Origin of the sequence: Cryobacterium algoricola, assembly GCF_004402485.1 — a bacterium.
GTDB classification, from domain to species: Bacteria; Actinomycetota; Actinomycetes; order Actinomycetales; family Microbacteriaceae; genus Cryobacterium; species Cryobacterium algoricola.
On the sequence record NZ_SOFG01000004.1, the window covers coordinates 533,607 to 553,982 of the forward strand.

Annotated in this window: 24 protein-coding genes; 4 read left to right on the plus strand and 20 right to left on the minus strand. The window is 67.9% G+C overall.

The features are described from left to right. The first annotated feature begins 88 nt into the window (after positions 1-88). Positions 89-1,516 carry a pyridoxal phosphate-dependent decarboxylase family protein gene (locus E3O44_RS02960; RefSeq protein ID WP_134532319.1) on the plus strand — a complete coding sequence of 476 codons (1,428 nt, stop codon included), beginning with the start codon at positions 89-91 and terminating at the stop codon, positions 1,514-1,516. A 103-nt stretch (positions 1,517-1,619) separates the two neighbouring features. Here E3O44_RS02960 and dprA read toward each other — a convergent pair whose 3' ends face one another. The 5 genes from dprA to E3O44_RS02985 all read right to left on the minus strand — a co-directional run bounded on the left by dprA (position 1,620) and on the right by E3O44_RS02985 (position 6,937). Further along, positions 1,620-2,879: a DNA-processing protein DprA gene (gene dprA / locus E3O44_RS02965; protein ID WP_134532321.1), complete on the minus strand. Its 1,260-nt coding sequence runs from the start codon at positions 2,877-2,879 to the stop codon at positions 1,620-1,622. 36 nt (positions 2,880-2,915) lie between these two features. Beyond that, positions 2,916-4,457 carry a YifB family Mg chelatase-like AAA ATPase gene (locus E3O44_RS02970; protein WP_134532987.1) on the minus strand — a complete coding sequence of 514 codons (1,542 nt, stop codon included), beginning with the start codon at positions 4,455-4,457 and terminating at the stop codon, positions 2,916-2,918. A 67-nt stretch (positions 4,458-4,524) separates the two neighbouring features. After that, positions 4,525-4,881 (minus strand): YraN family protein, encoded by a 357-nt coding sequence (locus E3O44_RS02975; protein WP_134532323.1) that lies wholly within the window; start codon positions 4,879-4,881, stop codon positions 4,525-4,527. Between the two features lie 162 nt (positions 4,882-5,043). Continuing rightward, positions 5,044-5,736: an SGNH/GDSL hydrolase family protein gene (locus E3O44_RS02980; RefSeq protein WP_134532325.1), complete on the minus strand. Its 693-nt coding sequence runs from the start codon at positions 5,734-5,736 to the stop codon at positions 5,044-5,046. Between the two features lie 76 nt (positions 5,737-5,812). Then, positions 5,813-6,937: a dipeptidase gene (locus E3O44_RS02985; RefSeq protein WP_134532327.1), complete on the minus strand. Its 1,125-nt coding sequence runs from the start codon at positions 6,935-6,937 to the stop codon at positions 5,813-5,815. Between the two features lie 83 nt (positions 6,938-7,020). On the opposite strand from E3O44_RS02985, the gene E3O44_RS02990 reads away from it, so the two are divergent. Then, on the plus strand, positions 7,021-7,461 hold the full coding sequence (locus E3O44_RS02990) for a nitroreductase family deazaflavin-dependent oxidoreductase (RefSeq protein ID WP_134532329.1): 441 nt from the start codon (positions 7,021-7,023) through the stop codon (positions 7,459-7,461). A 30-nt stretch (positions 7,462-7,491) separates the two neighbouring features. On the opposite strand, the gene E3O44_RS02995 is transcribed toward E3O44_RS02990, so the two are convergent. From E3O44_RS02995 to rpsP, 10 genes are all read right to left on the minus strand, one after another. Continuing rightward, positions 7,492-7,815 (minus strand): DUF2469 family protein, encoded by a 324-nt coding sequence (locus E3O44_RS02995; protein WP_134447605.1) that lies wholly within the window; start codon positions 7,813-7,815, stop codon positions 7,492-7,494. A 12-nt stretch (positions 7,816-7,827) separates the two neighbouring features. Continuing rightward, a complete protein-coding gene (locus tag E3O44_RS03000; RefSeq protein ID WP_134532331.1) occupies positions 7,828-8,472 on the minus strand; it encodes a ribonuclease HII in 645 nt (214 codons plus the stop codon). Further along, positions 8,473-9,222 carry a signal peptidase I gene (lepB, locus tag E3O44_RS03005; protein ID WP_134532333.1) on the minus strand — a complete coding sequence of 250 codons (750 nt, stop codon included), beginning with the start codon at positions 9,220-9,222 and terminating at the stop codon, positions 8,473-8,475. Positions 9,223-9,308: 86 nt separating this feature from the next. Continuing rightward, positions 9,309-9,653 (minus strand): 50S ribosomal protein L19, encoded by a 345-nt coding sequence (rplS, locus tag E3O44_RS03010; protein ID WP_134447599.1) that lies wholly within the window; start codon positions 9,651-9,653, stop codon positions 9,309-9,311. Between the two features lie 185 nt (positions 9,654-9,838). Beyond that, entirely contained in the window at positions 9,839-10,354 is a 516-nt protein-coding gene (locus E3O44_RS03015) for an MFS transporter (RefSeq protein WP_134532335.1), read from the minus strand. A gap of 9 nt (positions 10,355-10,363) precedes the next feature. Further along, entirely contained in the window at positions 10,364-11,128 is a 765-nt protein-coding gene (trmD, locus tag E3O44_RS03020; protein WP_134532337.1) for a tRNA (guanosine(37)-N1)-methyltransferase TrmD, read from the minus strand. 9 nt (positions 11,129-11,137) lie between these two features. After that, entirely contained in the window at positions 11,138-12,007 is an 870-nt protein-coding gene (locus E3O44_RS03025) for a formate/nitrite transporter family protein (protein WP_134532339.1), read from the minus strand. A gap of 92 nt (positions 12,008-12,099) precedes the next feature. Continuing rightward, positions 12,100-12,774 (minus strand): ribosome maturation factor RimM, encoded by a 675-nt coding sequence (rimM, locus tag E3O44_RS03030; RefSeq protein WP_241975981.1) that lies wholly within the window; start codon positions 12,772-12,774, stop codon positions 12,100-12,102. Positions 12,775-12,790: 16 nt separating this feature from the next. Further along, a complete protein-coding gene (locus E3O44_RS03035) occupies positions 12,791-13,027 on the minus strand; it encodes an RNA-binding protein (protein ID WP_134447589.1) in 237 nt (78 codons plus the stop codon). A 2-nt stretch (positions 13,028-13,029) separates the two neighbouring features. Beyond that, entirely contained in the window at positions 13,030-13,449 is a 420-nt protein-coding gene (rpsP, locus tag E3O44_RS03040; protein ID WP_134447587.1) for a 30S ribosomal protein S16, read from the minus strand. Positions 13,450-13,728: 279 nt separating this feature from the next. Between rpsP and E3O44_RS03045 the strand changes: the two genes are divergently transcribed. Continuing rightward, positions 13,729-14,868 carry a glutamate--cysteine ligase gene (locus tag E3O44_RS03045; protein ID WP_134532341.1) on the plus strand — a complete coding sequence of 380 codons (1,140 nt, stop codon included), beginning with the start codon at positions 13,729-13,731 and terminating at the stop codon, positions 14,866-14,868. Between the two features lie 78 nt (positions 14,869-14,946). Here the strand turns inward: E3O44_RS03045 and E3O44_RS03050 are convergent, their stop codons facing one another. The 4 genes from E3O44_RS03050 to E3O44_RS03065 all read right to left on the minus strand — a co-directional run bounded on the left by E3O44_RS03050 (position 14,947) and on the right by E3O44_RS03065 (position 19,254). After that, positions 14,947-15,738 (minus strand): LLM class F420-dependent oxidoreductase, encoded by a 792-nt coding sequence (locus E3O44_RS03050; RefSeq protein ID WP_420897905.1) that lies wholly within the window; start codon positions 15,736-15,738, stop codon positions 14,947-14,949. A gap of 191 nt (positions 15,739-15,929) precedes the next feature. Further along, positions 15,930-17,522 (minus strand): signal recognition particle protein, encoded by a 1,593-nt coding sequence (gene ffh / locus E3O44_RS03055; RefSeq protein WP_134532343.1) that lies wholly within the window; start codon positions 17,520-17,522, stop codon positions 15,930-15,932. A 25-nt stretch (positions 17,523-17,547) separates the two neighbouring features. Then, positions 17,548-18,360 (minus strand): COG1361 family protein, encoded by an 813-nt coding sequence (locus tag E3O44_RS03060; protein ID WP_134532345.1) that lies wholly within the window; start codon positions 18,358-18,360, stop codon positions 17,548-17,550. A gap of 372 nt (positions 18,361-18,732) precedes the next feature. Next, positions 18,733-19,254, minus strand: coding sequence for a hypothetical protein (locus tag E3O44_RS03065; RefSeq protein ID WP_134532347.1), 522 nt, complete (start codon positions 19,252-19,254; stop codon positions 18,733-18,735). A 264-nt stretch (positions 19,255-19,518) separates the two neighbouring features. Here E3O44_RS03065 and E3O44_RS03070 point away from each other — a divergent pair, with 264 nt between their 5' ends. After that, on the plus strand, positions 19,519-19,830 hold the full coding sequence (locus tag E3O44_RS03070) for a putative quinol monooxygenase (protein WP_134532349.1): 312 nt from the start codon (positions 19,519-19,521) through the stop codon (positions 19,828-19,830). A gap of 39 nt (positions 19,831-19,869) precedes the next feature. Here E3O44_RS03070 and E3O44_RS03075 read toward each other — a convergent pair whose 3' ends face one another. Continuing rightward, positions 19,870-20,373: a DUF2004 domain-containing protein gene (locus E3O44_RS03075; protein WP_134532351.1), complete on the minus strand. Its 504-nt coding sequence runs from the start codon at positions 20,371-20,373 to the stop codon at positions 19,870-19,872. Positions 20,374-20,376: the final 3 nt, after the last annotated feature.

The following is a 20,376-nucleotide window of genomic DNA, read 5'->3' on the forward strand; positions in this document are numbered from 1 at the left end:
ATCTCCTGAATTCGGGACACCTCGGTGGCGGCGGCCGACGGTAGGTGGGGCACTGGTCGGGGCGGACGGCCCGGACTACCATGGCCCCATGTCAGCTCAGCCCGGCGCATACGACGAGCCACTGGGACGGGCCAGAGAGCACGCGCTCGCGTGGCTCGGTTCGCTCGGCACCCGCCCGGTGGGTCCGCGCGCAGACGCCGACACCCTCACCGAGCTGTTCTCCGGTCCGCTTCCGGAGTCCCCCACCGCCCCAGCATCCGTGGTCGACGAGCTGGCCGCCCTTGCCGAACCCGGCCTGATGGCCATGCCGTCGGGTCGGTTCTTCGGCTGGGTGATCGGCGGCACCCTCCCGGCGGCGCTGGCCGCGGACTGGCTCGTCAGCGCCTGGGATCAGAACGCCGCGATGCGCTTCGCGACGCCGGCGACTGCCGCTGCCGAGGAGGCCGCGGGGACATGGGTCCTCGACCTGCTCGGGTTGCCGGACGGTTCCGACGTCGGATTCACCACCGGGGCCACGATGGCCAACTTCGTCGGACTCGCTGCCGGGCGCCAGTGGGTGCTCGAGCGCGTGGGCTGGAATCTCAGCAGGGACGGATTGTCCGGGGCGCCGCGCGTGCGGGTGTTCGTGGGCGAGGAGCGGCACGCGGTGATGGACCTCGCACTCCGCTACCTGGGCCTCGGCGAACCCATCGCCGTTGCGGCCGACGCGCAGGGCCGGTTGGACCCTCGCGCCCTCGCGGCCGCGATGCAGGAGGGTGAGGGGCCGGCCATCGTCTGTCTTCAGGCAGGGAACCTGCACTCCGGTGCCTTCGATCCGATGACGGCGGCGATCCGGGTCGCGCGGGAGCACCATGCCTGGGTGCATGTGGACGGTGCGTTCGGCCTCTGGGCCGCGGCGAGCCCGAAATACCGCACGCTCGTGGCGGGCGTCGAGGGGGCCGACTCCTGGGCGACCGACGCGCACAAGACCCTCAACGTGCCCTATGACTGCGGGATCGCGATCGTCGCGAATCCGGCGACGGTCCGGTCCGTGTTCGGCGTGCACACGAGCTATCTGTTGCAGCCGGCGACCGACGGCCCGGGCGACCCCTTCGAGAAGGTACCGGAGCTCTCCCGCCGGGCCCGCGGCATCCCGGTGTGGGCTGCACTGCGGTCGCTCGGGCGATCCGGCACGATCGACCTCGTCGAGCGCCTCGCCGGTCACGCCCGTTCCCTCGCCGAGGGCCTCGGACACATTCCCGGCGCCGAGGTCGTCAACGACGTGGTCTTCACCCAGGTGTGCGTGAGCTTCGGCAGCGACGCCCGCACCCGGCGCGTGACCGAGCTGCTCCTCGGCCAGGGCACCACCTGGATGTCTGGTTCCGTCTGGCGCGGCCGCGAGGTCTTACGCATCTCGGTCAGCAACTGGTCGACGGATGCCGCCGACGTCGCAGACTCCCTCGCGGCCGTACGGCGGGCGTGCGAAACCGCAGGCCACGACGGCGAGGAGACGCCTGCGGGCCTGTACCAGGGCTGACGGTTTCACGGCAGGCCGATATCGGGGCCGGCGAGCAGCAGGCATGACGGCATCGGACACCGACCGACACCGCGGGGTGATCCACCGTCGCCGTCCGACTGGCTCAGGCGTTCCGCACCCAGCCGGTCGCACGCTCGCGCGCGGCGCCTTCGAGCCCGAGGGCACCGAGCGCGGCACGCACAGACATGGTGGAGAGGCCGGCGCGGCGGGCGAGGTCGCCGACTTCGCGTGGGGACCGGCCGCTCAGGGCGTCGAAGACCCGCACCTGTTCACTGGTGCGCCCGCCGCCCGCGATCCCGCGTTCCGATTCCGTCTCTGATTCCGGAAAGTCCAGAGGCACCTGGACCAGGTGCTCGGCGACGAGTTCCGCCATTTCGGCGGCCGTGGTCACGCAGACGGCGTCGTACTCGCGGATCAGCCGGTGACACCCGGCTGAGGCCGGTGACGTGACCGGGCCAGGCACGGCGCCGAGCGGCCGCCCGAGGGTGGCCGCGTGGCCGGCGGTATTGAGCGATCCGGACCGCCACCCTGCCTCCAGGACGATGGTGGCCAGACTGGTCGCGGCAATCAGCCGATTCCGCTGCAGGAACCGCCACTTGGTGGGCGCGGCCCCGCACGGGAGCTCGGAGATGACGGCACCCTCCGCGGCGATCCGCTCGAGGAGGTCGACGTGTCCGCTCGGATATGGCCGGTCCACTCCCCCGGCGAGAAACGCCACGGTTCGACCGCTGCTCGCCAGTGCCGCTTTGTGCGCCATCCCGTCGATCCCGTACGCGGCGCCGCTGATGATCGCGAATCCACGGTCCACGAGTCCGGCGGAAGCTTCCATCGCGATGTGCTCGCCGTAGCGGGTGGCGGCCCGGGCGCCGACAAGGGCGATCGACTCCCGGAACGCGCCGAGGGCATCGGCCGGGCCACGCCACCAGAGGGCGAGCGGGGCGTGTACCCCGAGGTCCTCGAGCCCGGCCGGCCAGTCGTGGTCACCGGGGATAGCCAGCCGTGCGCCCGATCGCGCAGCCTGCCGAAGCGAAATCATGACGACGACAGGATCGAGCCGCGGGCGCCAGCGCTCCAGGGCGCGGTCGAGTCCGGCGGCGACGACCGTTCCCTGCTCCACCCCCGCGGCGAGGAGCTCCCGGGCAACACGGTCAGGTGACCAGGCTTCGATCACGAGGCGCAGGGCGGGAACAGCGCCGAGCGCCCTCACGACGAGACCTGCGGTCCCATCGCCGGGTTCGCTGATGCACGACCAGGCCGCGCGAGCGTGCAGCTCGGCCGCGAGCTCCACGGTCAGGGCGGCCCCGGGTGGGCGCACGCCGGTCGCGAGGTCCATCATCGTGGTCTCATCGGGTTCGAATGGCATCGTGCGTCCTGTCCTTCCGTCGGTGGATGTCCGGCTCTAGCCGGTGCGCAGGTAGAGAGCCTGCCCGAGCTGCTCGACACCGGGCAGATCGGCGCCCTCGAGGTCGGCGATCGACCAGGCGACGCGGAGCACCCGGTCATAGCCGCGCATGGTGATGCCACCGCGTTCCAGTGCTCGATCGAGCGCGGCCGTCGTCGCCCGGTCGAGGCGCAGGTGCCTGCCGCGGAGCCAGGAACCGGGCACCGCGGAGTTGAGCGACCAGGGTGTGCCGGCGAGGCGCTCCCGTGCGGCGCCCCTGGCCTGGATCACCCGTTCCCGCGCCGCGGAGCTCGTCAGGCGAGGTTCCTCGGCAGCGAGCCGCAACTGGGCAGCCGTGATCCGGTTCACGTGCAGTTGGATGTCGATCCGGTCCAGCAGCGGCCCGGAGATACGGGCGAGGTACCGCCGCCGGGCGCTCGGCGGGCACGAGCACTCGAGGCCGGCGACGCCGTACTGCCCGCACGGGCACGGATTCGCGGCCATCACGAGCTGGAACCGTGCCGGGAAGTGGGCGACGGCGTTGGCGCGGTGAATGCTGATCATTCCGGATTCGAGCGGCTGCCGGAGGGCATCGAGAACGGCCGATGCGAACTCGGGCGCCTCATCGAGGAAGAGTACCCCGTGACAGGCGCGGGCGGCGGCGCCCGGCCGGATCTGGCCGCTGCCGCCGCCGACCATGGCCGCGGCCGTCGCCGTGTGATGCGGCGCTTCGAGCGGCGGCCGGGTCACGAGGGAGCGGCCGAGTCCGCGGCCGCCGAGGGACCGCAGCGAACTCGCCTCAAGGGAGGCGGCCGGGTCCAGGTCGGGCAGGAGCCCGGGCAGGCGGGCGGCGAGCATGGTCTTGCCGGAGCCGGGCGGCCCGAGCATGAAGAGGTGGTGGCCGCCGGCCGCCGCGATCTGCAAGGCCAGGATCGCGTCCTCGTTGCCGATGACCTCGGCGAGGTCCGGTGGCCCGGCGTCGGCGTCGTTCCCGACCGGCCCGGCTTCTGCGGGCCATTCGATCGTGTCGACCGGCACCGGTGTGAGCTCTGCCCCATGCCAGATCGCCGCCTCGCGGAGGGAGGCGACCCCGATCACGGTGATGCCGGGCACGAGTTCTGCTTCTGCGGCGTTTCCGGCGGGGACCATGACGGTGCGGTGGCCGAGCCGCGACGCCGCGATCACTGCGGGCAGCATGCCGGGGACTGGTCGAAGACGCCCGTCGAGCGCGAGCTCGCCGATGTGCACGACCGAGCCGACCGACCGAGCCGCGATGACCCCGTCCGCGGCAAGGCACGCGAGCGCGATTGCGAGGTCGAACCCCGAACCGTGTTTCGGCAGTGCCGCCGGCGACAGGTTGATCGTGAGCTTGTTGTGGGTCAGCGGGCAGCCGGAGTTCTTTGCCGCGGCCCGAACCCGCTCGGTCGCCTCGGAGAGCGCCGCGTCCGGCAGGCCGATCAGCACCATGCCGGGGAGCTGGCTCGAGATATCGGCCTCGACTTCGACGAGCGCCCCGGTCAGCCCGAGCAGGGCGACGGCGTGGGTCCGGGCGAGGCCCATCAGGCTGCGCCCATCAGACGGCACTCACGAGACCGCGCTCTCGGAACACGCTTTCGGAACGCGCTCACTAGAACACACCGGGCAGGTGCTCGATCACCGGGACGGCACCGGGGGCGAGGATCACCGCGATCGCGTCGATCCTGATCCGCCCCGGCCAGGCATCCGCCTGCTCGCACCACGCCGCTGCGAGTCTGCGGAGCCGGGCGAGCTTGACGACGGTGATCGCCTCGAACGGATGCCCGAAACCGGTCCCCGAACGCGTCTTCACCTCGACGAAGGCGACCTCCCCGTCCTGCTCGACGACGAGGTCGATTTCGCCCTGCTCGCACCGCCAGTTGCGGGCGAGGAGCGTATACCCGGCAGCGGTGAGGAACCGTGCCGCGTGCTCCTCACCGAGCCTGCCCAGATCGTCTTTGTGTGCCACGACTGCCTCCCACGGACAGGATGCCGGGGGTGGGCCACCCTCCGCGGGGACGTCCTCGACCGGTGGACAGCGGGCCGACGTCGACGCCTGGTGAGGAGAGTCGGAAAGTCACTCTCCGAGAGTCCGTGCACCGTCCCGGCGGGACTCCTGGGCCCCGGGAGACTAGAAGCCGAGGCTCCTGAGCGCCTCGTCCATGCGCTCGGCGAGCACCCGGTATCCCTCGTCGTTCGGGTGCAGGCCGTCGCCGGCCTTCCATTCCGGGTGGCCGTCGAGCCAGTGCGAGGCGCCGGGGATGTAGTCGGCGTCGATCGCCGCCGCGCCCGCGCTCACCCAGTCGATGATCTGCTGGACCGAGCCTGGCCGGTCGTCGGTGTACCAGAACGGCTCGACCACGATGACGCGTGCGGCCGGAAGCGCCGCACTGATTCTGGTGAAGTCGGCGGTGATGGCGGAGCGGATGCGGTCGGCGCGAGCGGGCATCGAGAAGTCGTCGTTGAGACCCATCGTCACGATCACGATGTCGGGGCGGGCGTCGATGACCTGGTCGACGAGGTCAGTCGGCACGTCGGCCCGGTGGTTCACAAAACCGAGGCCGTTCACGCTCGGGTTCACCTCGGTCCAGCCGTGCTCGACGGAAACGAGCGTCGACCACCGATGTTCTGGACTCGAAGCCCCGGTCCCGAGCGTGTACGAGTCTCCGTAGAACGCCACGACGGGACCGCCACCCGGAGACCCCGCCGTCGCCGCCGGAATCGGTTCGGTCGGTACCGCACGTCCGACCGAACCGATCACGGCGACGAGTCCGACGACGACGGCCACAGACCCCACCCACAGGGCCAGGACGGTTCGGGTCATTCGTCGGGGTGTCCTCACACCAGTCATTCGGAGCAGGACTCGCAGTGGTTTGCCCGGCGGTGCGGGAAAGATCCGGTCACGACACCAGCCGGGGCGTGCCGGTCCCCGCTGCCGCGAATGCGGCATCCGTCGCCCGGAGCACGCGCAGCACGTTCGCCCCGCCGAGTGCGGCGAGCTCGACGGCGGTCCAGCCCCGCGCGGCGAGCTCGGTGAGGAGGGCCGGGTAGCCGTCGACGCCCTCGAGGCCGACCGGGAATTCGTCGGTGCCGTCGAAATCGCCGCCGAGGCCGATGTGCCGGATCCCCGCGACCCGGCGGGCGTGCTCGATGTGGGCGATGACCTCGTCGAGGGTGACCGTCGGCGCGGGGCCGTCCCTGGGGCCGTCGAACCACGCGGAGAAGTCCGGGGAGAGGAACTGCGGAACGAAGGTGAGCATCAGCACGCCGTCGTTGTCCCGCAGGCGTTCGAGCACGTCGTCCGGGACATTCCGCGGGTGGTCCGTGACCGCGGCGCAGGAGCTGTGGCTGAAGATCACCGGTGCGGTCGTGACGGAGAGCGCCGCGTGCGCGGTCGCCGGGGAGACGTGGGACAGGTCGACGAGCATGCCGAGCCGGTTCATCTCACGCACGTACTCGGCACCGCGTTCGGTGAGGCCGCCGTGCACGGGCTCGTCTGTGCCAGAGTCCGCCCAGGTCGTGTTGTGCACGTGCGTGAGCGTGAGGTAGCGCACCCCGAGCCGCGCGAACATCCGCAGCACGGCCGGCGAGTCGTTGAGGCTGTGCGCGCCCTCTGCGCCGAGGAGCGACGCGATCCTGCCGTGGGCCCTGGCCGACTCGACGTCGGCGGCGCTCCGGGCGATCTGGAAGTCGTCCGGGTAACGCGCCGCGAGTCGGTAGACCCAGTCGATCTGCTCGAGGGTGCCCTGAACGGCGTCGGCGCCCAGCGATTCGTCGCTCACGTAGACCGACCAGAACTGCGCGCCCACGCGTCCGGCCCGGAGCCGCTCGATGTCGGTGTCGGTCGTCAGACCCCGCTCGAGTCCCTCGACGGAGTACGCCCGGTTCTCCCGGCACTCCCAGGCCCAGTCGTTGTGGCCGTCGACGAGGGGCGCGAGTTCGAGGGCGCGGTCGACGACCGCGGCAGCATGATCCGGCGACGGGGCAGGGGCGGCGGGGTTCTGGGCGGCGGATGCGGGGGGCATGGTCCCACGCTAGTGCCGCCGTTCCCTGCGCGTCACCCCGTTCCCGCCAGCGCCGGTGCGGTGCGGGTTACTAGGCTGGGACCATGGGATTACGCGACAGGTTGGTCGACCTCGGCATGAAGACGATGAGTCTCACGCACCGGGCCGTGCTCAAGGCGTCCGGTGGCCGGTTGCTCGCCTCGTTCGGGCCGATCCCGGTCGTCGAACTGCACACGATCGGCCGCTCGACCGGCAAGCGCCGCACGACCATGCTCACGGCCCCGATCCACGACCGGAACCGCTTCGTGCTGATCGCCTCGAAGGGCGGCAGCGACCGGAACCCGCAGTGGTACCTCAACCTCGTCGCGAACCCCGACGTCGAACTCACCGTGCACGGCACGACGAAGAAGCTGCGGGCTCGTACTGCAGACGGCGCGGAGAAGGCGGAGTTGTGGCCGCAGATCGTCGCCGCGTACAAGGGCTACGAGGGCTACCAGCAGAAGACGAGCCGGGACATCCCCGTCGTGGTCTGCGAGCCGCGCTAGAAAGCCCCGCTGGGGACTCCTGCCCGGAGGCTACTCGTCGAGCGCGAGTTCCTTGGGCAGTTCGAATTCCTTCGAGGCCAGTTCCTCGACGTTGACGTCCTTGAACGTCAGCACGCGCACCGACTTCACGAAGCGGTCGGAGCGGTACACGTCCCAGACCCAGACGTCCTTCATGTTCAGTTCGAAGTAGAAGTCGTGCTCGGTGTCCCGGCGCACGAGTTCGACCTCATTGGCCAGGTAGAAGCGCCGTTCCGTCTCGACGACGTACTGGAACTGCCCGACGACATCCCGGTATTCGCGGTACAGGGCCAACTCGACCTCGCGGTCGTAGTCTTCGAACTCTTCTTCTTCCATGGTGAGACAATCCTACGCTGAGATGGTCAGCCACGATTTGCGATGGAGCCCGGTCGGTCCGAGGCGACCGATCGCAGCCATGTGCTCCGCACTGCCGTAGCCCTTGTTGCCCGCCCATCCGTATCCGGGCGTGGCCGCATCCGCTGCGATCATCAGCCCGTCGCGGTGCACTTTCGCGATCACGGATGCCGCGGACACGGACGCGCAGTCCTGGTCGGCCCGGATCCGGGTCACCACCGACAAAGGCGTCGCGAGGGCCTTGTTGAGGTAGTCGTCGTTGCCGTCGAGGAGCACGACGCTTCCCCGGACATCCACTCCCGCGGCGAACAGCTCGGCGAGGGCACGCTTGCCCGCGAGCCCGAGGGCGGCGATGATGCCGATCTCGTCCACCTCGCTGGCGGAGGCGAGCCCGACGGCGGAGTGCAGCACCCAGGCGACCGCGAGCGGTGCGAGGGCTTCACGGCGCGGCTGGCTAAGCATCTTCGAGTCGCGGAGGCCGACCGGCATCGTGCCGAGGGTGCCGTCGATCGCCGCGACACCGACCCCGACCGGTCCGGCGAGGGCGCCACGACCGACCTCGTCACAGCCGATCACGCAGCTGGCTCCGTCGGCGAGCAGTCCGAGCTCGACCTCGAGGGTCGGATCGCAGACGGCCATCTACTTCGTCTCCGGGGAGACCCCTCGGAAGACTTCCGGGTAGTCGTCGAGCCAGGTCCACCGGGACAGCGGCCAGCTGATGACGAGGGCGCGGCCGACGACGTTGTCGATCGGAACGAAGCCCTTTCCGGGGGTGTCGCCGTTGTACCGGGAATCCTTGGAGTTGTAGCGGTTGTCGCCCATCACCCAGAGGGAGTTCGCCGGCACGACGACGTCGAAGTTGTCCTTGGAGACTGCGGTGGCCCCCGCGGGAAGGTTCACGTAGGGCTCGGAGAGGGGTACGTCGTTGACGCTCATCTGGCCGAGGGCGTTGCAGCAGCTGACGTGGTCGCCCGGCAGTCCGATGACCCGCTTGATCAGGTGGTCGTTGCTGTCCGGCGCGGAGAGGCCGACGACGGAGAGGAGCCAGTCGAGGCCGGCGGCGACCGGGTTCTGCTGCACGGCGGCCTGCGGAAGGAGCCAGCCGCCCGGGTCACGGAACACGACGACGTCTCCGCGCTGGATGGGCATCAGCTTCGGTTCCAGCTCGTTCACGATGATGCGGTCATTGACCAGGAGGGTGTTCTCCATCGACCCCGAGGGGATGTAGAACGACCGGACGAGGAAGGTCTTGATCAGGAAGGAGATGAGCAACGCCACCACGAAAATGATCAAGAGGTCGCGAAAGAAGATCGCCACGCCGCGCTTGCTGCGCTGTGGTGCTTCCGATGCCAGGCGATCCGATCGCGTGGGCAGAGAATTGTCTGTCATTAAACCGCCTGAGCTCCTGACCCAGTGTACGGGTCAGGAGCTCAGGGTGAAACGCAGCCGGAGCTGGGAATCGGGTGTGACGAGTCTTAGTCGCGCTTTTCCTTGATCTTGGCCTTCTTGCCACGCAGGTTGCGCAGGTAGTACAGCTTCGCGCGACGCACGTCTCCGCGGGTGACGACCTCAATGTGGTCGATAACCGGGGAGTGCACCGGGAAGGTACGCTCGACGCCGACCTGGAAGCTGACCTTGCGAACGCAGAACGTTTCGCGGACGCCTTCGCCGGAACGGCCGATGACGACACCCTGGAAGACCTGCACGCGCGAGCGTGCGCCTTCAACGATGTTGACGTGAACCTTGACGGTATCGCCGGCGCGGAACGCCGGGATGTCCTTCCGGAGTGATGGGGCATCCACCTGGTCGAGAATATGCATATTTGTTCGCTCTCTGTATCCGCCACAGGACGAAGACGGCTGAGGTCGCCCGCGCACAAACGTGCTGGGCGACGACTGATGAGGTTTAGACTGCGCCGAATAGTGCAGCTCCCCTGTGGCAGAGGCATGCTACGGCACAATCGCTGATTATGCCACGATCCGAGCCTCCGGCAAAACCGGGCCGGCTAGGTGTCTTTCGGCTTCTCCCGCACGACGATGACCGACGGGTCCGGGGTGGGTTCGAAGCCGATGGGCGACGGATGCTCGCCCGCGGCCGGTTCGGTCGGGGCACCCCCTCTGGCGGTCTCGTCGATCAGCACGATCATCGCCTGCATCCGGCTCCTGGCGCTCGCGTAGAGCTCCCAGATGGCGAACCAGAAGGCCGCGAGGCCAACGAGCACGACCAGCAACGGCAGCCAGCTCGCACCCGCCGTGAATCCGGAGGCCACGATCAGGGCGTGCCACAGCGTGAGCACGCCGACGTCACGCCAGGACACGGCCCGTTCCATGCGCACCTCGGTGCGGGCGAAGAACAGCAGGGCGACGGCCAGCAGGCCAAGGCCGAGGATGATGCCGCCGAAGAAACTGCCGAGCACGGCCCATCCACTCGACTTGAAGAGGGACGCACCGACCAGCAGCCACGCCGGAAGCACGAGCACGGCAAGGAATTGCCAGCGATAAAAGACCCTGCGTACGAACACGAAGCCAGACTACCCGCGGACGCCTTCCGCAGGCTCTGCGTTCGCTGGAGGCAGAAGGTCGGGTCGGACCCGCCTGGTGCGCTCGATCTGCTGCTCGTGTCGCCAGCTCGCGATGGCGCCGTGGTTGCCGCTCAGGAGCACCGGGGGCACGTCGAGGCCGCGCCAGCTGGAGGGCTTGGTGTAGCTCGGGTACTCGAGGAGTCCGTCCTCGTGGGATTCCTCGACGAGGCTCTCCGGGTTGCCGACCATACCGGGGATGAGGCGGCCGACGGCTTCGATCATGGCCATCACGGCGACCTCTCCCCCGTTGAGCACGTAGTCGCCGAGGCTGACGAGGCGCACACGCCCGCGGGAGGCGAAGTGGTCGAATACGCGTTGGTCGATACCTTCGTAACGCCCGCAGCCGAAGACCAGGTGCGGTTCGGCGGCCAGCTCACGAGCCATCTTCTGGGTGAAGAGGTCGCCGGCCGGGGACGGGAAGATCAGCAGCGGACCCGCGTCCTCCGCCGCGGCATCCGCTGCCGAGTCGCCTGCCGCGCCTGTGGTCTCGTCGAGGATCGCATCGAGGGCCTCGCCCCAGGGTTCCGGCTTCATCACCATGCCGGCGCCGCCACCGTACGGGGTGTCGTCAACGGTGTTGTGCCGGTCGTGGGTGTGGTCGCGCAGGTTGTGCACGAGCACGTCGATGAGCCCGGACTGGCGGGCCTTGCCCAGCAAGGACACGTCGAGGACCGAGAAGAACTCCGGGAAGATGGTGAGGATGTCGATGCGCACGAAGAAAGCCTAGGCGTGGACGGGAGCGGACGTGGCCGCCGTCTCGGCGCCGGTCACGGTGGCCGCGCTCTCGTCCAGGTGCGCGGCACGGTTGACGCGGGTGCGGTGCGAGAAGTAGACCGGGAGAGCGGTGAAGAGGATCGCGCCGAGCAGGTTGCCGACGAGCACGGGGATCTGGTTCCAGAGCAGCCACTGGCCGATGCTGATCGGGGCGCCGAGCATCATGCCCGCGGGGATGACGAACATGTTGACGATCGCGTGCTCGAGGCCGAGGCTGAAGAAGATCGTGACCGGGAGCCACATCGCGAGGATCTTTCCGGCGGTGGACTTCGAGGTGTAGAACATGATCGTGCCGATGGCGACCATCCAGTTACAGAGCATCGCCTTGATGATCGCGACGACGATTCCGCCGGGGCCGACCGCTTCGTACGGCAGCACCTTGTGCTCGGCGAGATGAACGATCGCCTGGACCATCGGGTCGGTGGTCACGGTGCCCATGTAGGTGATCGAGACGACGTAGAGGAAGCCGAAGAGCACGGCGCCCACGAGGTGGGCGGCGATGACGACACCGAAATTGGTGAGGCCCTTTTTAATGGTGGTGCGGCCCTCGAGGATCGCGAGCGGGATCAGCGCGAAGCTTCCCGTGACGAGCTCGAGGCCGAGCAGCAGGATAATGGCGAAGCCGACCGGGAACAGCACGGCGCCCACGATCGGGAGCCCTGTCTGGGCGGCCGCGGTCAGGGAGACCGCCGTTGCCGCTCCGAGGATCGCCCCGGAGAGGGTGCCGCGGATGATCATCTGCTTAATGGTCAGGTTCGATTTAACGACACCCGAATGGATGATGTCATCGATGAGTTGGTCGGGCTGAACGTACGACACAGGCGGTTCTCCTTGCGAGGGCTGCCGCGTCGTGGAGAGTGGAGGAGCCAGCGGGCGCGGCGCGCCTTCCCCCGGGTTGATCCCGGTCGCGCCTATGCGCCGTTCTGGTCTGGGGTGTGCTCGGCGTCCGGCTCGGCGCCGGCGTCGGGTACGGATGCCGCGGCATCCGCTTCGGAAATGGTTTCGGGCTCGTCGTCCGGCTCCTCGGGAAGCTCTTCGAGCAGTCCGGGCGGAGGGGTGATCGTGACGATGCCCGTCGCGATGTCGACGGAGGGCACGATCGCTTTCACGAACGGGACCATCACGTCGCCGGCCGCGGTCTTGACGATCAGGAGGTCCTGCGCCGGAAGGTGTTCGAGACGGCCGATGGTGCCGATTTGGACGCCATCCCGTACTACCTTGAGGCCGACGAGCTGGTGGTCGTACCAGGCATCTTCTTCGTCGGATTCTTCGTCGTCGTCCTGGTCGATCCAGAGGATGGCCTTGGCGAGTGCCTCGGCCGCTTCCCGGTCGGGGACGTCCTTGAAGAAGCCGACGGCGTGCTGGTTGTACCAGCGGAGCTCGACGAGCTCGATCTTCTTACCGTGCCACGGGGACCCGGTCGGAACTTGGAGCGTGAACACGGCGCCCGGGACGAAACGTCGCCCCGGGTCATCCGTGAACAGTTCGAGCTTGATGGCGCCCTTGAGGCCATGGGCCTTCGTCAGACGGCCAACCCGCAGCTGGGCTCGGGGCGACTGGGCTCTGGGTGCCAGAGAGTCGTTCACGAGGCTCACCGCCGGCTCAGAAATCGGTGTCGACGACGTCGACCCGCACGCGCTTGCCGTCGGCCAGGGCAGCCACAAGGGTGCGCAGGGCCTTCGCGGTACGTCCGGAACGACCGATGACGCGGCCGAGGTCCTCGGGGTTCACGCGAACCTCGAGCACCTCGCCACGCGGTGAGTTCTGGGCAGCAACGTGCACATCGTCCGGGTGGTCAACGATTCCCTTGACGAGGTGCTCAAGCGCGGGTGCGAGCAAAATTACGCCTTGTCCTCTTCTGTTGCGTCAGCGGCTTCGGCGACGGGCGCCTCTTCCTTGACAACGGGCTTCTCAGCCTTGGGCTTGAGAACCGGCTTCTTCTTCTCGTCGGCGACGAAAGCGACCTTGGCCTCTTTGATCTTGACGGTGCTGACGGCGTTCTTGTCACCCTTGAACTTGCCCCAGTCGCCGGTCAGCTTGAGGAGAGCCTCAACCTGCTCGGTGGGCAGGGCGCCAACGCCGAGCCAGTACAGTGCACGCTCGGACTTGATCTCGATGACCGAGGGCTCCTGCGTGGGGTGGTAGATGCCGATTTCTTCAATGACGCGACCGTCGCGCTTGGTGCGCGAGTCGGCCACAACGATGCGGTAGTACGGCGCACGAATCTTGCCCATGCGCTTCAGACGGATTTTGACAGCCACAATTCTCCTGTGTATTTGATTTTTGGCGAACTGAGGGCCGTGAGCGTGGGGGCACACTCGGCACAAGCTCAAGATGGTTTTTTCCTGCGTCAGAGTAGAGGGTCGGACGCAGGAGAACTCGACTAATCATTCTGTCAGATGTCGACCCCAATGTGATAATCGACCGGGCACCCTGTGTCCCCCGAACGCGGATTCCGTGCCCGTGCGGGAGGCCGCCCGCAATAGGTGTCAGGATTGTCACCAGCACCAGCCGGGTGCCATTCGACCAAAGGACCGCACGTGGGAATCGAATTCGCCCGATCCGCGCGATCGACGATCGGCATCGAGTGGGAGATCGCGCTCGTCGACCGGGCGACGGGTGACCTCGTCTGCATCGCCGACGAAGTGCTCGATGCCCTGCGCGGCCCCGACGGCTCGCCGCACCCGCACATCACGGGTGAGCTGCTGCTCAACACCGTCGAGCTCGTCTCCGGTGTTCATACGACGGTCGCGGGTGCCGTGGCGGATGTCTACGGCCAGGTTGACGAGGTCAGGGCCATCACCGACCCTCGGGGCGTCGACCTCATCTGCAGCGGCTCGCATCCGTTCGGCCAGTGGTTCGACCAGGAGGTCACGGATAAGGAGCGCTACCACAAGCTCATCGACCGCACCCAGTGGTGGGGCCGGAACATGATGATCTGGGGCATCCACGTGCACGTCGGTATCGAGGACCGCGACAAGGTCATCCCGATCCTGAACGGGCTCCTCGGCTACCTCCCGCACCTGCAGGCACTGTCGGCGTCGAGCCCGTTCTGGGCCGGCGTCGAGACCGGCTACGCGTCCAACCGGGCGCAGATGTTCCAGCAGCTGCCGACGGCGGGGCTGCCGTGGATCCTCGAGGACTGGGCGAGCTGGGAACAGTATGTCGAGGACATGACCCGCACCGGGATCATCGACGACATGACCGAGGTGCGCTGGGACATCCGCCCTTCCGCACGCTGGGGCACCATCGAGATCCGCGCCTGCGACGGTGTGTCGACGGCCACCGAGCTCGGCGCGATCGCCGCGCTCATCCAGTGCCTCGTCGAGTGGATGTCCACGGAGATCGACGCCGGACGACCGGTTCCGAGCATGCAGCCGTGGTTCGTGCGCGAGAACAAGTGGCGTGCCTCGCGCTACGGGCTCGACGCGGAGATCATCCTCGACTCGAGCGGCGCCGAACGACTCGTGACCGACGACGTGCGCCGCCTGATCGGCGTGCTCTCCCCCACCGCGGAACGACTCGGCTGCCTCACCGAGCTGGTGCAGCTGAACGGCATCCTGGATGCCGGCGCGAGCTACCAGCGCCAGCTGCGTGTGGCCGCGGCCAACGGCGGCAGCCTGCCGGCCGTCGTGGCGGCGCTCAGCGCGGAACTCCGCGGCGGCACCCTCCCCGTCTAGCCGGTCGCCAGACCGACTCGATGCCCGGGGCCGCACCGCCCGCGCGGCCGGACAACGAGCGCGGGCGGTCGTCCGCGGTCAGTCAGCGTTCTTCGCGTCGCGCCAGGCGAGCCAGTCCGTCAGCGGGGCGAGGTCGTACGCCGGGCCGGAGAGCCCGATCGTGAACAGGCGGGCCCCGAGCGCGTAGAGATCCTCGGCTTCTGCGACGGTACGGCCGCGCAGCTCCGTGGACACCTCGATCTCTGCCGGATCTCGCCCGACCGTCGCGCACCACTCGGCGAGCACCCCGAGCTTGTGCTCGAGCACCTCGGGGCTCGAGAAGGAGTGCCAGATGTCGGCGTGCTTGGCGACGATGCGGAGGGTCTTCTTCTCCCCGCCACCGCCGATCAGCACCGGGATCTTCCGGGTGGGCGGCGGGTTGAGCTTGCCCCAGCGCGCCTCGATGCGGGGCAGGTTCTCCGCGAGGGCGTCGAGCCGGGTTCCGACGGTGCCGAACTCGTAGCCGTACTCGTCGTAGTCGCGCTCGAACCAGCCGGAGCCGGTGCCGAAGATGAACCGTCCGCCGCTGATGTGGTCGATCGTGCGGGCCATGTCGGCCTGCAGGTCGGGGTTGCGGTAGCTGTTGCAGTTGACGAGGGCGCCGATCTCGATCCGCGAGGTCTGCTCCGCCCACGCTGCGAGGATCGTCCAGGACTCGAAGTGCAGGCCGTCCGGGTCACCGGAGAGCGGGAAGAAGTGGTCCCAGTTGAAGGCGACATCGGTGCCGAGTGCTTCGACCTCGGCGACCGTGTCGCGGATCTTCGAGTACTCGGCATGCTGCGGCGCCACCTGCGCGCCGATACGGACGGGACCGGGCTTCGTGATCATCATGCGCCCAGCCTAAACGTGCGCAGTGCGCACCGACTACGCCGCTCCGCGCCAGATCCCGCAGTCACGCGCCACTTCCGCCGCTGCGCGCCAGTTGTCCCCTGCCGCGCACCATTTCCGCCGCTTCGCGCCAAGCATGCCTGGCGCGAAGGGGCGCATGTGGCGCGCGAAGTGGAGTGACCGCCGGGAGAACCCTACCGGCCGAGCATCTTCTGCAGAGCGGCCATTTCCTCGTCTGTGGGGCCACCGGGCTTGCCGGGAACGGCAGGCTTGCGGCCGCCGAGCCCGAAACCGGTTCCGCCGCCGGTCGGTGCAGCGGCACCGGCGGCACCAGGCTTCTCACCGGACGCGATCGCGAGGTTCTCCGCGGCGCGTTTGGCCGGATTGCCCGACTTCGAGCCCTTCTTCTTCGCCTGCTGCGGCTTGCCGCGGCCACCGCCGACGCCGGGCATCGGCCCCATGCCGGGAATGTTCGGCATGCCGCCGCGAGCGACGGTCTTCATCATCTTCGCGGCCTGCTCGAAGCGCTGCACGAGCTGGTTCACCTCGGTCACGCTCGACCCGGAGCCACGCGCGATGCGCAGCCGGCGCGAGCCGTTCAGAAGCTTCGGGGTGGTGCGCTCCGCCTTGGTCATCGACTGGATGATGGCCTCGGTGCGCACGATCTCACGCTCGTCGAAGTTCTCGAGCTGCTGCTTCATGGCGCCGGCGCCGGGCAGCATGCTCATCATCTTCTTGATCGAGCCCATGTTGCGCAGCTGCTGCATCTGGCCGAGGAAGTCGTCGAGCGTGAAGGTGTCGGTCTGGAACTTCTCGGCGAGCTTGCGCGCCTCGTCCTCGTCGAAGGCACCCTGCGCCTGCTCGATCAGGGTGAGGATGTCACCGAGGTCGAGGATCCGGCTCGCCATCCGGTCTGGGTGGAACGGCTCGAAGTCATCGAGGCTCTCTCCCGTGGAGGCGAACATGATCGGGCGACCGGTCATCGACGCGACGGAGAGGGCGGCGCCACCGCGGGCGTCGCCGTCGAGCTTGGTCAGCACGACGCCGGTGAAATCGACGCCGTCCTGGAACGCCTTCGCGGTTGCGACGGCGTCCTGTCCGATCATCGCGTCGATCACGAAGAGCACTTCGTCGGGGTCGATGGCCCGGCGGATGTCCGCGGCCTGCTTCATCATCTCGGCGTCGACGCCGAGGCGGCCGGCCGTGTCGACGATGACCACGTCGTGCAGCTTCTGTTGGGCGAACTTCACTCCGTCGCGGGCGACCGTGACGGGGTTGCCGACACCGTTTCCGGGTTCCGGCGCGTAGACCGGAACGCCGGCCTGCTGCCCGACGACCTGGAGCTGGGTGACGGCGTTTGGACGCTGAAGGTCGGCGGCGACGAGGATCGGAGTGTGCCCGTCCTTGGCGAGCCACTTGGCGAGCTTGCCGGCGAGGGTCGTCTTGCCCGCACCCTGGAGGCCGGCGAGCATGATGATGGTCGGCGGCTTCTTCGCGAACTCGAGGCGGCGCTGCTGGCCGCCGAGGATGCGGATGAGCTCCTCGTTGACGATCTGCACGACCTGCTGGGCCGGGTTGAGCGCCTTGCTGACCTCGTCGCCGAGGGCGCGCTCGCGCACCTGCGCGGTGAAGTCCTTGACGACCTCGAGCGCGACGTCGGCGTCGAGGAGGGCGCGACGGATCTCGCGCACGGTGCCGTCGACATCCGCCGCACTGAGCTTGCCCTTGGTGCGGAGATTCTTGAACGTCTCGGCCAGGCGATCTGAGAGGTTTCCAAAAGTAGCCATTGTTCTTCTACTTTAACCGGTGTTGCTACTTCCTGAGTTCGGGTGCCCGAGTTCCGCGAAGAATCCTGCGGCGACGCAGGAACCAGACCGTTCCCGCTGCCAGTGCGAGGACCAGGAGGACGGTGATCACCGTGATGACAACGATCCAGGCGATCGGGATGCCGGAGTCTGGTGCGACCGTCTCGCCCCTGCCCGAGTCGGGGAAGGTTATCGTTGCCGCTGCGGTCCGTTCGAGAAGGCCGCTCTTAAGCGTTAGGTTCGCCGTCCACGGCCCGTTCGGAAGGCTCGAATCGAGGGTCATCAGCACGTCCTGGGACGCTCCCGGCGCGATCGTGACGGCCTGCAGGACGTTGACCGGTCCCACGGAGAGACCGGCTGGTCCGCCCGACAGGCTCAGGCTTCCGGTCAAATCCAGTGCACGTCCACCCGTGTTTGTAACCCGGGACGCCACCGTCGGATTCCCGCGGGCATCGCGGGCGGAGGCCAGGCTGTCGACGGCGAAATCGGCCGCGGCACCATTGCCAGGGCCGACCGAGAGATAAATGCGGATGCCAGCACGGCTCGCCGAGACGATACCCGACGCGTTGGCGGCCCCACGGATTTCGGCCCAGATCACCGCATAGCGCTCGCCCTCTGCGGCGTCGGCGGGCACAGTGACCGTGACCGTGACCATTGCGGAGGCGCTCGGTGCAAGCACGAGTGTTGGAGTGTCGAGCGTGGTCCAGGTCGTCAACTCGCTGATGGCCGGGTCGGCCTCACCGATGAACGCCCCATCGGAGATATGTGCAGCACCCGAGTAGACCCGAATCGATTGCGTCGCCGCAGTGTTGTTCTCCACTTTGACCCGGCGTTGGATGACGTTGCCCGGTGAGAGCCTATCGACGATGTATATCCGTGCGCGAGGATCCGTTTGAGTAGCCGCCGGCACGTCGATGAGCTGGATTCCGATACCGCCCGCCGCATCGGCTTGCCGGAGGTTCGTCGCTGGACCCGTCGTTAGGGGAACCTCTTCGGCATTCGCCCGGAGGGAAGGCATAAATGCCAGGAGAAGCAGTGTCGCTGCCGCAACGATCGAGCGCAATTAGGATTCCTTCGATGCACGGCCTCCCCTGGAAGATACCCGGGAAGGTCAGGGGTGGTGAGACCACGGCCGCGGCGACCGCAATTTCGCGGCCTCCGCGGCCGGCTCTGTCAGTTGGGGCGGAGCGGACTATGCGACCGAATGTGTCAACACAGCCGAGTAGGTTCCAAAGAGGGCCGCAGACGGGACGGTCATGGAGAGCGCAGCGTCCCACGTTGCGGTGTTGTTGCCCGTGACCGCGGTCGCGGTCTGCACAGGGCTTTCAGCGTTTGGGCTGACAGCCGCTGCAGGCGTCACGGTGGCGGTGCCGGTCACAGCAGGCGTACCGGCCGTGTATGTGACAATCGACGCAGGAATCGGAATAGGACCGGTCGTCCCGGTGAACACGAAGTCGGCGAGGATGACGTTCGAGACCCAGCCACCTGTTGCTGCGCGCAGATCCGAGACTTGAACGCCCACGAGTGCGGCCGTCGAGATCGCGTTAGGAGCAGCAGCGGAGAATGCCAGGGTAGCGGGAGCCGTAATCGACAACCCCCCTGCTGTGACAGCGACGGTTGAGGTCGTGTCCGCGGCGAAGGCGGGGAGGGTGGTGGCGCCGGCAAGTGCTACCGAGCCCAGCAGCGCGACGGCGGCGATGGTGATTTTACGCATGGCAATGACCTTTTTTTCTCAGAGAGAAGGATAGATGCCGGCCGCTCTGGAAGCTCGGACCCGATCTCCCGGATAACCGCTCGGCACGCCAAGTTACTTGGTTACCTCAGGTTTATCATCTCGTTTTTATCCCGGCTAATCGGCATTTCTCGCGGCGTGTCACCTCCGTTCGGGTGGCACTCATTTTTCCGGGACCCTGTCCCCCGTTGCGCGTCCCGAGTCCTGCAAGCGTACGGTTGAGGCTTCGCAACTGAAGGAGCACTCGTGTCTGTAATCGTCGTCGCCACCATCAGCCCGTTGGACGGGCATCTCCAGAACGTTGTGGATGCCTTCGCGATCGTGTCCCCCAAGGTCCACGCCGAACCGGGCAACGAGCTTTACGCCCTGCACCGCGACGCAGGCACGGTCGTCATGATCGAGCGTTGGGCCAGCCCTGCCGACCTGGCCGCCCACGCGGCCGGCGCCGCGATGACCGAGCTCAACGCCCTGGTTGCCGAGCATGTCTCCGGCCCGTCCGAGGTGCGGGTGCTCGAGAACGTACCCCTTGGCGACCCGCTCAAGGGCAGCATCCAGTAGCGGCCCTCCGTCCGTGCGCGGCGCGCGGCCGGATCGCACTCAGCTGTCGAGCGAGATCACGATCGCGTCGCCGTGCACGTCGAGGGTCACGACGAGGAGCGCATCGGTCTCCGTCGGGCTGATCGAGTAGTCGAGCACGGCGAAGTGTTCGTCGTTCTTGATGTGGTGCGGGTGGAAGCCGATCCGCTGCAGCTGGATGGACCGCAGGAAGTCGATCTGCTTGTCGCCGGAGTCCCAGATCAAGGCGTCCTCGATGACCTCTTCGTCGAGCTCCTCGAAGCACTGGTTGATGTAGAGCGCGGTGACGGAGCCCTCGGCGCTCAGCTCGGCGACGAGTGATTCGCGGGCCTGCGAGTCGAGGTCTTCGAGGGAATTGATCATGAACGCCGCGATATCCAGGGCTTCGAGCGAGACGGACGGCTCGTCGGGCGAGCTGAGGTCGATCTCGATGTCCTGGTCGCCCAGCTCTGCCGAGTCCGACCAGTAGATCTCGCCTTCGTCGTCGCTGCCGAGGATTCCGAAGAAATCGTGTTCGATGGTCATGGT

Excerpts from the sequence above, each read along its gene's own strand:
- E3O44_RS03065 (WP_134532347.1), bottom strand. The coding sequence starts at position 19,254 with ATGCGTAAAATCACCATCGCCGCCGTCGCGCTGCTGGGCTCGGTAGCA.
- E3O44_RS02995 (WP_134447605.1), bottom strand. The coding sequence starts at position 7,815 with ATGGAAGAAGAAGAGTTCGAAGACTACGACCGCGAGGTCGAGTTGGCC.
- E3O44_RS03050 (WP_420897905.1), bottom strand. The coding sequence starts at position 15,738 with ATGATGATCACGAAGCCCGGTCCCGTCCGTATCGGCGCGCAGGTGGCG.
- E3O44_RS02990 (WP_134532329.1), top strand. The coding sequence starts at position 7,021 with ATGGGATTACGCGACAGGTTGGTCGACCTCGGCATGAAGACGATGAGT.
- E3O44_RS02985 (WP_134532327.1), bottom strand. The coding sequence starts at position 6,937 with ATGCCCCCCGCATCCGCCGCCCAGAACCCCGCCGCCCCTGCCCCGTCG.
- E3O44_RS02960 (WP_134532319.1), top strand. The coding sequence starts at position 89 with ATGTCAGCTCAGCCCGGCGCATACGACGAGCCACTGGGACGGGCCAGA.
- E3O44_RS02980 (WP_134532325.1), bottom strand. The coding sequence starts at position 5,736 with ATGACCCGAACCGTCCTGGCCCTGTGGGTGGGGTCTGTGGCCGTCGTC.
- E3O44_RS03075 (WP_134532351.1), bottom strand. The coding sequence starts at position 20,373 with ATGACCATCGAACACGATTTCTTCGGAATCCTCGGCAGCGACGACGAA.
- E3O44_RS03000 (WP_134532331.1), bottom strand. The coding sequence starts at position 8,472 with ATGGCCGTCTGCGATCCGACCCTCGAGGTCGAGCTCGGACTGCTCGCC.
- lepB (WP_134532333.1), bottom strand. The coding sequence starts at position 9,222 with ATGACAGACAATTCTCTGCCCACGCGATCGGATCGCCTGGCATCGGAA.
- dprA (WP_134532321.1), bottom strand. The coding sequence starts at position 2,879 with ATGCCATTCGAACCCGATGAGACCACGATGATGGACCTCGCGACCGGC.
- ffh (WP_134532343.1), bottom strand. The coding sequence starts at position 17,522 with ATGGCTACTTTTGGAAACCTCTCAGATCGCCTGGCCGAGACGTTCAAG.
- E3O44_RS02970 (WP_134532987.1), bottom strand. The coding sequence starts at position 4,457 with ATGGGCCTCGCCCGGACCCACGCCGTCGCCCTGCTCGGGCTGACCGGG.
- rplS (WP_134447599.1), bottom strand. The coding sequence starts at position 9,653 with ATGCATATTCTCGACCAGGTGGATGCCCCATCACTCCGGAAGGACATC.